This is a genomic window from Streptomyces kanasensis, assembly GCF_043077165.1.
GTDB lineage: Bacteria > Actinomycetota > Actinomycetes > Streptomycetales > Streptomycetaceae > Streptomyces > Streptomyces changanensis.
In genome coordinates this window covers 14956-27613 of record NZ_JBIBSF010000018.1, presented here as the reverse complement: position 1 = coordinate 27613, position 12658 = coordinate 14956, and the positions used below count along the sequence as shown (strand labels likewise).

At 71.4% G+C, this 12658-nt stretch carries 6 protein-coding genes; 5 read left to right on the top strand and 1 reads right to left on the bottom strand.

The features are described from left to right. Nucleotides 1-5 precede the first annotated feature (5 nt). From ACF053_RS29390 to ACF053_RS29375, 4 genes are read left to right on the top strand one after another with little or no spacing between them, the layout of a single operon-like run. Nucleotides 6-1532: an SCO6880 family protein gene (locus ACF053_RS29390; RefSeq protein ID WP_391956786.1), complete on the top strand. Its 1527-nt coding sequence runs from the start codon at nucleotides 6-8 to the stop codon at nucleotides 1530-1532. Continuing rightward, nucleotides 1532-3085 (top strand): type VI secretion protein, encoded by a 1554-nt coding sequence (locus ACF053_RS29385; RefSeq protein ID WP_391956785.1) that lies wholly within the window; start codon nucleotides 1532-1534, stop codon nucleotides 3083-3085. The genes ACF053_RS29390 and ACF053_RS29385 overlap by 1 nt, the downstream gene beginning before the upstream one ends. A gap of 18 nt (nucleotides 3086-3103) precedes the next feature. Next, nucleotides 3104-4786: a type IV secretory system conjugative DNA transfer family protein gene (locus ACF053_RS29380; RefSeq protein WP_391956842.1), complete on the top strand. Its 1683-nt coding sequence runs from the start codon at nucleotides 3104-3106 to the stop codon at nucleotides 4784-4786. Next, nucleotides 4779-5324: a hypothetical protein gene (locus tag ACF053_RS29375; RefSeq protein WP_391956784.1), complete on the top strand. Its 546-nt coding sequence runs from the start codon at nucleotides 4779-4781 to the stop codon at nucleotides 5322-5324. Before ACF053_RS29380 ends, ACF053_RS29375 begins: the two co-directional genes overlap by 8 nt. A gap of 62 nt (nucleotides 5325-5386) precedes the next feature. Here the strand turns inward: ACF053_RS29375 and mobF are convergent, their stop codons facing one another. Beyond that, entirely contained in the window at nucleotides 5387-10951 is a 5565-nt protein-coding gene (gene mobF, locus ACF053_RS29370) for a MobF family relaxase (protein WP_391956783.1), read from the bottom strand. Between the two features lie 933 nt (nucleotides 10952-11884). Between mobF and ACF053_RS29365 the strand changes: the two genes are divergently transcribed. After that, nucleotides 11885-12526, top strand: a complete 642-nt coding sequence (locus tag ACF053_RS29365; protein WP_391956782.1) for a hypothetical protein — start codon at nucleotides 11885-11887, stop codon at nucleotides 12524-12526. The last annotated feature ends 132 nt before the right edge of the window (nucleotides 12527-12658 follow it).

Genomic DNA, 12658 nt, shown 5'->3' with positions numbered 1-12658 from the left:
GCCCTGTGTCCAACACCGAACCGGCTCTCTACGGCGGCTGGCAGTCGGAACGCAGCGGCTTCATGGGGAACCTGAGCGGCCTGGGGTTCGCCCTGGTGGCCTCCTCTGCGGTCATCGCTCTCATCCCCATCTACACCCGCTCGTGGGGCTCGGCCTTCTTCGCCCTGCCCATGGCCGCCCTGCTGCTGTTGCTCGCGTACGGCCGCGTACTCGGCCTGTCGGCAGATGAATGGATCGTCCTCGCAGTAAGGCACCAGATCGCAGTGGCAACGAACCGCAACCTCTTCTTCTCCGGGGTCTTTGCTCCCCGGGCCAAAGACGGCAGTCAGCCGATGGACCTGCCCGGACGTCTTGCCCGGCTTCACCTGCTGGAAGCCCCCGACGGGCTCGGCGGCCAGATCGGGATCATGCACAACCCGGTCGACAACACCTACACGGCAGTGAGCCGGGTCACCTTCCCCGGTCTCGCCCTGATCGACACGGAGAGGCAGAACGTCCGCGTGAAGGGCTGGGCTGCGTTCCTGCGCTCCCAGTGCAAGGAGGACGGGGCAATCACCCGCATCTCCGTCCACCAGCGCAGCCTGCCCGACGACGGGGCCGCCCTGCGCTCGTGGACCGAGCGCCACACCTCTCCGGACGCCCCCGCCGTCGCCGTGAAGGCACTCGACGAGCTGATGGAAGGCGCAGGCCCGGCCGCCACCATCCGCGAGACCTATCTGTCCATCACCCTGTCCGCTCCGCGCGCACGGCTCGCCATCAAGGGCGCCGGCGGCGGCCAGATCGGCGCCGCTGCCGTTCTCGTCCGCGAGATCAACGCCATGTCGGGCTCCCTGTCGAGCGCCGGTCTCCAGGTCGTCGAGTGGCTCCCGCCCCGCGGTGTCGCGCAGGTGATCCGCACGGCCTTCGACCCGGAGGCGCAACTGGCGCTGTCCGCGCGCGCCACCGCGGCGGACGACCCGAACTGGGAAGGCGCCGCGAAGGGCGTCACCCCGGAACTCGCGGGGCCGGCGGCCACGGAAACCGTCTGGGGCCTCTACAAGCACGATGGCGCATGGACCGTCAGCTACCAGGTCCGCGACTTCCCCCAGTCGGAGGTGTACGCCACCTTCCTCCAGCCGCTGCTCCGCCCCCGCAGCAACGCACGGCGCTCGCTGACCCTGGTGTACGAGCCGATCGGCCCGGCGAAGGCTCGGCAGGAACTGGCGCGGGAGAAGACCAAGCGAGACGCAGCGAGGAAGCTGCGGGCCAAGACCGGCCGGGCGGAGAGTGAGGACGAGCGCCGCGAGGCGATGACCGCACGGGCTCAGGACGTGGCCCGTGCCAGCGGCCACGGTGTCGTCCGCCTGACGGCGCTGATCGCCGTCACGGTGACCGACCTGGAGCAGCTGGAGACGGCCTGCGCCGAGCTCCAAGCGGACGCCTCGTCCGCGGGCCTGGAGATCAGGCGCGTGTGGGGCGCCCAGGACGACGCGTTCACCGTCGCCGCCCTGCCGCTCGGCCAGGGCCTGCCCGACCGCAGGATGGCCATCTGATGAGCTTCTTCTTCCGCCGTGGTGACGCCGGCGACGACACGAAGCTGAAGGCATCTCGCCTCGCGGACTTCCTCGACGAGATGGAGCGTGCGCCGATCCCCAAGCAGCTCTCCGCACGGGAGCTGCGCCGGTCCCGCCTGCTGGAGAGTCCCGAGGCGGCCATGCGGATCGCCCCGCGGAAGGGCTGGGCACAGCCCTTCGCGGGCCGGGCCGCCTCGCTGGCGAAAGCCGAGGTCTTCCGGGCCGACACCGAGCGGGCTAGCGGGATCTATCCCTTCCTGCACGCGGCGAGCCTCCCGCCGATCGGCGTCTACATGGGGTGGAACACCCTCACCATGCAGGCGTTCTCGGCGCACCCGGCCGCCTGGGTCAAGGAGGGCCTCGCCACCAACCCCAACGTCATGATCACCGGCATTCCGGGCTCGGGTAAGTCGGCGCACATCAAGGCGTTGTGCTTCCGGCTGATGGCCCTGGGCCACCGCACGCTGATCGCCGGGGATGTCAAGGGCGAGTACAAGAGGCTGTGCGAGCACCTCGGGGTCGAGCCGGTCCGGCTCGGCCCCGGCCTGCCGGGCCGGCTCAACCCCCTGGACGCGGGTCCCCTGGGCTACGACCTGGAGAACATAAGGGACCAGGCCGTGCTCCAAGCGCGCCTCCAGGAGATCCACCGCAGGCGGCTGACCCTGCTGAAGGCCCTGCTGGAGCTCCAGCTGCGGCGCAACCTCCAGCCGCAGGAGGAGGAGTGCCTGGACGTCGCGGTCCGGGAGGTCACCGGTGAGCTGCACGGGCAGAGCAACCTGAGCGTGCCGACCCTCCCGCTGGTCTACGCCAAGCTGCGGGACCCGAGCCAGGCCATGGCGCGGGAGCTGCGCGTACGGGACGACGACATTCAGCTCGCCCGGGAACACATGGCGTCCCTGCGCTCCGCGCTCGGCGGGATGATCACCGGCCACCTGGGCGGCCTGTTCGACGAGCAGACCTCGATCGGCCTGGACTGGGACGCCCCGATCCAGAGCGTCGACATCTCCGCCCTGGAGCAGTACGGCGACGAGACCGTGGCGATGGTCCTGACCTGTGTCTCCTCCTGGGCGCAGTCGGCGATCGACCGCCCCGGCGAGCGTCCCTGGATCGTCGTGCGCGATGAGCTGTGGCGGCAGATGCGATCCGGCGGCGCCGCGATGGTCCGCAAGATCGACGCCGATCTCCGGCTCAGCCGCGCGACCGGCACGATCCAGCTACTGGCCACGCACCGCCTAAGCGACTTCGAGTCCGTGGGTGCGGCCGGCTCGGAGGCCGTGGCCATCGCCAAGGACCTAATCGCGTCCTGCGAGACCCGCATCCAGCTGGCCCAGGACACCAAGCCGCTCCAGATCACGCGCGAGGCGATCGGCCTGACAGACGCCGAGTGCGAGCTGATCGGAAGCTGGGGAGCCGGCCAGCGCGGCCGCGCCTTGTGGAAGGTGGGCCGCGGCGGCGGGAGCCACGCCGTCCAGCTGATGCTCAGCCACATCGAGCAGGAGCTGTTCGAGACAGACGAACGAATGGTGGTCTGAGTGGCCAACGACAAGAGCATGGACGACAACACCCTCCTAGCCGCCCTCGGCATCGGCTTCGTCCTCGGCGCCAGCGCGATCGTGCTGGCGGCTGCGCCCGTGGCAGGGCTGGTGACCGGCAACGGGTGGGCGACGTCCAGCAAGAGCCTGCCCGAAACCATCCTCCTGACCGTCAGCCAGGGTCCTGGAGCGGTCTACGAACCAGCTCCTCCCACCTGGGCGTTCTGGCTCGTGGTCGTCCTCTTCGTCGTCCTCCTGATCGTCGCGGCGGCCGTGCTGCTTCGCGCCTTCGGCGGCAAAAAGGACCTCGGCGGCGCCCAGTGGGGCGGGGTGAAGACGGAGAAGGAACTCGCCGTCGATCCCGACCCGGTCAACCGGCCGAACCGGATCACGGCCGGGCGGGGACAGCTCACGAAGAAGATCCTCGCCGCGGAGCCCAACATCAGCGCGACCGTGTTCGGCGTCCCGGGCTCCACGAAGACGACCGGCCTGGTCCTCGGCAACGCCGCCGAATGGAGGGGCCCGCTGGTCGTGACCACCGTCAAGGCCGCGGACCTCGATGTGATCTACGAGAGCCGTCGGCACCTGGGGCCGGTGTACGTCATCGCCCCGGCGGGAATCCCTGGCCGCAGGACCGCCCGGTGGTCTCCCGTCGACTACGCCAAGGACCCGAAGTCGGCCGACCGAATGGCGGAGTGGCTCGCCAACGCCTCCACCTCCGGCCACGACAAGCGCGCCGCCCCCTGGATCGACCAGGCCCGCGGCATCCTCAAGGGCCTGCTGCTCGCCGCCAACATCACCGGCGGCGGCATCAACGCGTTCCGGGAGTGGCTGGCCCTGGGCAAGGACGCGGTCGAGCACGTCAAGGCGGTCCTCGAACCGCAGTACCCCGAGGTCGCCCTGGACTACTCCCGGCCCTGGGTCACGCTCCATGACGACGGCATCGGCAGCATCCAGTTCACGCTGAACGTGATCGCGAGCGTCTACAGGGACGAGGAGGTGCGGGCCACCGCGTCCGGCACCGACTTCACGGTGGAGCAGCTGCTCGACGAGAACGCGACCGTCTGCCTGGTCGCCGCGCCTTCGGATGCCGAGCGGTACGCGCCGCTGCTGACCGCCATCATCGCGTCGATCATCCACGGCGCCGAGCAGCGCTACCTTCGCACCGGCGTCCCCCTCGCCCCCGGCCTGGGTGTCATGGTCGACGAGGCCGGCAACATGCTGCGCTACCCCGGACTGCCGGGAGTGCTCACCACGGGCCGGGGCATGGGCATCACCGTGCTGACCGTCTGGCACGACCTGTCGCAGCTGCGGACCCGGTTCGGGCACGACGCCGCCAACACCGTGCTCAGCGCTTCGGGGCTGCGGATGCTGCTGCCGGGCTGCGGCGACCCCGAGACCCTGCGCCACTTCTCCGGCATCTACGGCCGTACGTACGTGGAGCGCACCACGAAGTCGACGGGCCGCGGACAGAGCTCCTCGTCGACCACCCAGGTCGAGACGGACCTGGCGCCGATCCACGAGCTGATGCAGATGCCGAAGTTCACGGCCATCGCGCAGTACAGCAACTTGCCGCCGGTGAAGGTGAACATGCGGCTCACCTGGCGGGACGAGGACCTGATGAAGTGGCTGGCACGGCCCGCCCCGGGCCCGTCGCTGACGAAGTCCGCCCCGACTGCCCTGGAGGCGTCCGATGTCTGACCCCACCGCCGTGGCGCCGCCGGCCGCGGGGCCGAGTGCCGTGAACGGCGAGGAGAGCAAGCCGGAGCCGATCACCCGCTGGGTGTGGCGGGCCATGGAACCGGAAGAGCGTGAGGCGCGGCTGCTGGAGCTGACCGGCTGGGTCGACTGGCTGCTGACGGCCCACCCCAAGCTGCATTCGAAGATGCCGAAGTGCTGGCACCGGCACGAGGACATCGTCGAGCACCTGACCGCCCTGTTCCTGGCGTGGGTCCGTACGTACGCGGGCGACCCGGCCAAGATGTCCACCCGGGCCGAGATCGAGTGGCTCACCTCGCTCCACTCGCTCACGCCGCACCTGGGGAGCCCCGGCTGCCAGGCCAACGGCACCCATCAGGACCCGCCGCCGCGGCCCAAGCCCGACGGCGAGCTCCTGGAGCAGTGGATGGACGGCGAGCCCGAGTTCCTCACAGCCCCGGCCCACCACCCGGCGCAGGCGGAGGTGTCCCGGATGGTGGCGGCCGCGCGGGCCGCGGAGGCGGCCAAGGCGCAAGGCTGACCGACCCCCACACATAGAGCGGCGCCCCACCGAAGTTCAGTGGGGCGCCGCTCTACGTCCGGCTACGCCTTCGGGGTGCCCCGGCTGGGCCCCTGGTCCGGTCCGGGCATCTGCGGTCCCTGCTGCTGTTGCTGACGCTGCTGCTCGGCCGCCAGGGCCTGCTGCTGCACCTGGAGACGCTGGGCGTCCTCCGCGATGCGCTGCGCGTACGGCTGGGCATCGCGCAGGTTCATCTCCTGCCGGAGCTGCGCGGCGGCACCGTCGAGCTGGCCCACACGGTTCCGGGCCGCGCCGGCCTCCGCGAGCGCGTTCTCCGCGCGGCGCTGGCGCGCGGCCACGGTGCGCTCCAGCACGGCCTCCCGCGATCCGCCCGCCTTCTCCCAGTCGGCCAGGACCCGGTCATGCTCCGCCGGGTTGCCTGCCGCCCGGCGGCTCTCCTCCTCCTGGCGCCGGGTGCTCTCGATCGCCGTGGTGGTGTCCTCGACCGCCGTACGCAGACGACCCAGGCTCGTCTCCATCTGCTGCCGCTCCTCACCGCGCACCGCGGGCCTGCCCAGCCGGTTCTTCTCCTCCAGCCGCGCCTCGATGCGACGCATCTCGTCGCGCTGCCGCTCTGCCTGGTCGCTGAGCTGCTCCAGCTGGCCCGCCGATGCCCGCAGGTCCTGGATGGCCTGGACGCGTTCGGCGCGCGCGTTGACGTTCTGCTCCACCGGGCCGCCGGGGGCGATGGCCGCGAGGAGCTCGGCGGCACGTGCCTCCTGGGCGGCGGCCTGTTCCTGGGCGGCGGCCGCCGCTTCCACGGTCTGGGCCAGGGCGTCGGAGAGCGCGGAGTCGGGCAGAGCGCCGTATGGCCGCGTCTCCCACGTGGCGACGGCCGGCGCGGTTTCCTGCCGGTCCTCCTCGTCCCTGCGCTGCGGGTCCTCGGCGGCCACCTGGTCGTCACCGGTGCGGATCTCCCCCGCGTCGGACGCGGGGACGGACTGCTGCGGATCTTCCTCGGGAACGGTGAACTCCGGCGCGGGCGGCTCGGCGCGCGTGTCCTCGGGCCGGGCGGGCTCCACCTCCTCGGTCCGCTCGACGTCGGCAGGCAGCTCGACGTCGGCAGCCGCATCGACCACCTCGTTCTCGTCGGCGGGCGCGACCGCCGCCTCGTCGACGTCCTCGCGGACCGCCTGGACGAAGGGCTCGGCGAGCTGCTCGTCCTCACGGACCACCTCCGCCGGCTCCTCCTCGACGGTGGGCGCGGCCTCCGGCTCAACTGCCTGCTGCGGCTCGGGCGCGAGGGCCAGGTCCTCCCCTTCCTCCATGACCGTCTCCGTCGGCTCGATGCTCTCCTCTGCGACCGCGACGGGCGCGGGCGCAGTGCTCGTGTCCCGGGAGGTCGCGGCGTCCGGGGTGGTCCAGGTGTCGGCGAGCGCGTCGCCTCGGCGGGCGGCGGCCTCGGTGGCACGGGCCCGGCGTCCGACCTCGGCCACCTGGTCGTGCAGAACCTGCCAGGCATCCGCGTCTCGGCCGCCGACGGGCTGGCCGCCGATGCCGTTCTCGGAATCGCGCAACTGACGCTGCGTCCTCCACGCGTCCGCGAGAGCGGCGGTCCTCTCCCACAGTTCACGCAGTTCGGTGCCGGGTGACGGGACCGGCCCCAGATCCTTGGCCCAGGCGGGCGGATCGGCGGCTAGGGCCTGGCCGGTCTGCGTCAGGCGGGCGTCGATGACCTGGCGGCGAGCGTTCAGGTGCTCCAGCCAGGACATGGGGGCGTGCTGGTCACGCTCGACCTCGCGCGGGGTCAGCCACTCCGGCAGCGGACCGGTGTTGTCCGGCGTCGGCGCGGGGCCGTCGGGCAGCAGTCGGCGCAGGCGCAGTTCGGCCTGCACGCGCTGGTCGACGACTGCGGCGCGGTCCAGCTTCTGGCGTGCCTCGTCCTGGTCGTGAAGGTTGGCGCGCATCTCGGCGGCGACGGCTTCGCCGTCCATGCCGGCGGTGTGGGCATGGCCGATACCGGGCTCACGCTGCCATTCCTCACGGGCGCGGTCCCGCCAGTCCATCGAGGAGCGAAGGCGCTGCTCTTCCTTCAGCGCGCCGAGCCGAAGCGCGGCCGCGCGGGCTTCCTCCCGGTCGCCTTCCCGGCCCGCCATCCGGCCGTCACGTCGTGCCTGGGCGATGGCCTGGGAGAGCTGGGCGCGGGTGAGATCGCCGTGCTCCCGGCCGGGCCAGGCCGGAACGGGCAGACCGTCGACGACAACCGGGCGGGGCTGACTGTCCACCCGGGCGTCCGCGCGGCGCAGCTCGTCCAGGGCCTGGGTGCGGCGTTCGCCGGCGCGCTCCGCGAGGCTGTCCAGTTGTGCGTCGGTGAGGTCCTTCAACGGGCGGGTGACGCCCTGCTCCTCCAGGCGGCGCAGGGTGTCGCGGGCCTCCGCCACGTGGTTGTCGATGCGCCAGCTCAGTACGGCGGCGTTGTCCTCGGCGTCCGCGAAATCCCGCTCGTAGAAGGCGGTGGAGAGGATGCGTTCGGGCGCGAATCCAGCACGCTCGGCGTCGCGCAGCGCGCGCTCGACCGCCGGCCAGGCATCTTCAGCGATGATCGACTCGGCCTCGAACCCGAGGACGTTGCGGGCCATGCCCTGGTAGCGCAGGGACAGCGCGCGGGCGTGCACGTCGTTGTACTCGGCGGCCAGTTGGCCGATGCCCCAAGCGCGGTCCTGCTCGGCCCGGATGGCCTCGGTCGCGGAGACGGATGCCTGCGAGTTCCGGGCGATGGTGTCCAGGACGTCGCGCATCGTCATGCCCTCATCGAGCACGACGTAGAGCCTGTTCTCCTGGCGCCCCCGGGTGGTCTGGACGTACGCCGACTCACGGGCGGTACGGCGGGTGAGGAGTCCGCTGCCGGTGTCGACGGTGGCGCCCTGGCCGCGGTGGCCGGTGCTCGCGTAGCCCAGCTCGACGTGCTTGGCGACGTACTCGGTCGGCAGCACGGTGCGCCCGCCGTGGTCGGTGTGGCGGACCTCGATGTCACCGTTGTCCAGGACCTGGGTGATCTGCCACTGGTCGCCGTTCTTGACGAAGTCCTTGCCGCTCCTGAGCAGGTTGGTGCGGGCGTTCTTCCTGGTGACGATCAGGTCGCCGCGGTGGGCTTCGACGCCTTCGCGCACGGCCACGGTGCGGCTCGTGTCGAGCTGTCCGGCACCCATCCGGTACGCCTGGGCGAGCGCGTTCAGCTCGGCGACGCTCGCGTTGTCGTCGGCCATCATCAGGGCCGTGCGCCCGGCCTCGATGTCGCTCTGCCAGTCAGCGAAAATCTGGTGGACCATCTGCTCCCGGGTGCCGGCCACGACGCGGTTGTTGTCCAGGTACCAGGTCCATGCGGCGTCGGGTTCGCCGCTGCGCAGGGTCAGGGATGCGGCGGCCTCGCCGGGGGTGCGGAAGCGGTGCACGCTCTCCAGCTCGACCACGTCGGTGGTGTTTGCCAGGAGGCGCAGGGCGCCGCCGCTCTCGACGGCGGAGAGCTGGAAGGGGTCTCCGATCAGGCGCACGACAGCGCCCGCGCGCTCGGCTTCAGCGATGACGGCGGCCAGCCGCTTGCTGCCCGCCATGCCCGCCTCGTCGACGATGATGACGTCCCCGGCCCCCAGGGCGTATTCGGGCCCGATCCGCTTGCCCGCCTGGGCGCGTTCGCGTGCTCCGAGCCAGTCGTGCATCACGAATGCGGGTGCCTCAAGACCGGCGGAGAGCTCTGCGGCGGCGCGGGCCGAGGGGCCCATGCCGATGACGCGGCCGCCGCTGGCGCGGACCGCGTCGGCGGCCACCTTCATGGCGGTGGTCTTGCCCGCGCCGGCGGGACCGATGCCCGCCGCGACGAGGCGCTCGGACGTTGCGAAGGTCCGCGCGAGCGCGCGCTGTCCGGCGTCCAGGCGGCGGTTCGGGTTGGCCTCCTGGTAGGCCGCCTCGACTGCCGCGTACACCTCGCTGGAGACTGCGGGGATGACTCGCGTGCGGGCGGCGGCGACGATCCGGTCCTCGGCTGCGAGGACCGCGGCGCTCGTGTAGAGCTCGCTCTCACGGCGCCGGTAGATGCTGCTGCCGTCGTCCCGGGTGAGGGGCGCGAAGGCCGGGTTCAGGTCCGGCGGGGTGATGTCGATGCTCTGGGTTCCCAGGACCCGCTCGGTGATCCGGTCGGCCAGATCACCGCCCGGTGCCGCGCCTGTCGTGGCCTGAAGGACCCACCGTCGGGCCTCGGCCAGGACCTGCCTGCGGCCCCACACACTGCGGTGGTCGGAGACGGTTTCCAGGACCTCCCGCGCGGCCTTGTCGATGTCGAGATGGGGCACGGCTTCGGCACTGGGCCGGGCCTGGGCGGCCGCCGCTCGGGCTGTTTCGAGCAGCCCGTCGATCCGCTTGGCGCCGAACGCCTCGATGGCCTGCTGGCGCCATTCGTCACGGAGGTCGGACAGCGGCTTGGCCGCCTCCTTGTCCGGCCTCGTGTCCAGCGTCGCCTGCTGCGTGATGGCGAGCAGGGCCTTGGCCGACGGCTCGTAGCCGTGCCGTTCGCGGTACTCCTCGACCAGTTCGGCGGTGCGCTCCTTGATGGAGATGGCCCGGCCTGAGTGGGCCTCGATGAGGTCCAGGCCGACGCCGGCGATCTCCATGACCGGACGCTTTCCGGGGGTCACCTCGCGGGCTTCGGCGCGCAGGCCGAGACGCTCGCACACGCCCTCGACGACGCGCTGGTTGTAGAGCTCGCTGGCGGCGACGCCCTGCATGAAGAGCAGTTGCCCGTCCAGGGCACGCCACTTGCCGTCACGCCCCTGGACCTTGTTGCTGACCACGACGTGGTCGTGGAGCATGGCCTGTCCGAGACGGTTGCTGTAGTGGCGGAACCGGGTCGCGATGAGGCCGCCGGCGATGTCCTCCTGGGCGATGCCGTTGGTGCCCGTGCGGGTCATCGCGGCCTTCTGCTCCAGCCACTCCAGGGTCTCAGTGAGGGCCTGCACGTGGGCCTGCTCAACCAGCTTGCGCACGCTGTCGTCCCCGAGCCCCCAGAGGACGCTGACGGACTTCGGTGCACTGAAAACCAGGTCGTATCCGGCGACTGCATTGCGCTGCTTGCCGCCCTCCTGCTCCTTGATGAACCGGCCCAGTTCTTCCTTCGATGCAGGGCTGCGGCCGTGCTCCGCACGGAAGTGCACGGCCCCGGCCTTGCCCCGGAGCTCCGCCCGTTCCTTGGCGTTCGGCTCGCGGTGGTGCAGCCGCTTGAAGGTCTCCAGTTCCTCGGTGAGCTTGCGCCCGAACGGAGTGTCCTTCTCGACGAACGTCATGTACTTGCGGCCCAGTTTCGCGGCCCGCATCGCCTGCTTCCGCGTGTCTCCGGCGGCGATGCGATCGGCGATGATGCGGTCCGCATCCGGGTGGAGGCCCTCACCGTAAAGGGCCTTCATCTGTGCCTCGGTGACGTTGCCTGAGACGCCCAGGGCCTCGATGCCGGAGCCCATCCAGAGGCCGGGCGGATTGCCGCTGGCGGTGTAGTAATCGCCCAGCTCTTGACCCCGTTCGCGCTGCTGGTCGGCGCTCACGGTCTCGCTGATGTAGTAGGCATACCCGTCCCCAGCGCTGAGCTTGTGGACGGTCATCATGCGGTGGATCTTACCTGGGACATTCATAATGCAAGAGGTGTGACCGTAATGATCTTGAAGCACGTTGCGCGTCCAGACGAGACGTGGAGGAGCTTGCGACGATCACGGTGAGGCTGGACGGCGACGTGCTGAAAGAGCAGGACGGTCACAGACTTCGTCTGGCGGCTTTCCATAGTCAGGTCCTCCGGACATGGCTGTGGAAAGGCGTACCGGCAGCGTCACCTGTGGACGCGTCAGGTGCTGAGCCGAGACGACGTGGCGTATCGCTGCCGCAGCGCCTCGTTGCTCGTCGCCAGCACGGCGGTGCGTCGTACGTGCACTACAGACGGGCGGGCCCATGCGCTCGCTCCGTGCAGGTGGATGCGGCCGCACCGACGATGTCGGTGCGGCCGCGGTGCAGTTGCCCCGCATCGGCCCGCCCTCCTTCACATGCGGTACTTCCAGCGTCGCGGGTGCACCCGCCCGCCGCACCCCGGCGCCGCCCCCCCCCCCGGGCGGGGGGGGGGGGGGCCCCCCCCCCCCCCCCCCCCCCCCCCGCGCCCCCCCCCGGGGGGGGGGCGGGGGGGCCCGGCCCCGGCACTCGCCCGCATCACCCCTGCGGCGCGACACGGGCGATGCCGACGCATGGCCCGCTGCATCGGGCGGGCACGCGCGGTCGGCGCGACAACGGCCCTTGCGCCTGCGGCGCGGCATGCACCCTTCCGCCAGGAACGGCGCACGGGCACGTGCGGTGTCACGAGAACTGGCCTCAGCTCGCGCGCCGGCATCCGCCTGGCTTGTCACCTGTGGTGCGGGTGCACCTTCGGCCGCATCTCCCCGCAACGGCTCTGGTCCCCGCCACGCCGAGGGCACCCGGGCGGGCGGCCACGGGAGAGCGGGCCGCAGCAGGCAGAATGAGCGGAGCAGTCACATGACACGGAGGTGCAGCAGCACATGGCGCAGAAGCCGCAACGCAGGTCGAAGGCAGTGCTGGCAAGGGAGGCCGCGCGGGAGAAGGCGGCGCGGTTCCGGGAGCTGGAGAACGAGCGTCTTCGCATCGCCGAGGCAGCGATCCTGATTCAGGAAGAGATCGACGACTTCGACGCGGAGACGGAGCGTCGCGTCGCCAAGCTCCGTGAGGAGCGGAACAGCCAGCTGGTCGAGAAGCGGCAGAAGCTCGACGCGCTCGTGGTGGAGATGCTCGACACCGAAGTTCCCGCGCAGGAGGCTTCCGAGCGGCTGGGCATGTCGGTCGGTCAGGTTCGGGCGGCGAAGAAGTCGTTCGAGCAGATGGTGGCGGCGCTCGCCGAGGGTCCAGCCGACGACGCGACCCCGTCGGCCTCTTCCCCTGCCACAGTCACAGCCACAGCCGACGATGCGACCGTGGCCGCTTCGCCTGCTCCATCCGCCGACGATGCGGCCGCTTCGCCTCCGTCCGCCGACGAGACAGACGTCGCGCCCCCCGCGACACAGACGGCCCCCGCAGCGGAGTCGTACGACTTCCCGCCCCCCGGCGGATCGCCCACGGTGCCGGCTCAGGAAGGTTCGCCTGAGAATCTCCTGAACCCGACCCTTCCGCCAGGGTCGGCGGGCTGAGGTGCATCAACGCGTGGGGCCCCGGGGGGGGGGGGGGGGGGCGGGGGGGGGGCCGGGGCCCCCGCCGTTTGAGTGGCGTCCGGTGAGTAAAACCACCAAAGACCCGCCAGCCCCACCTCCCCGGCCCCCCAC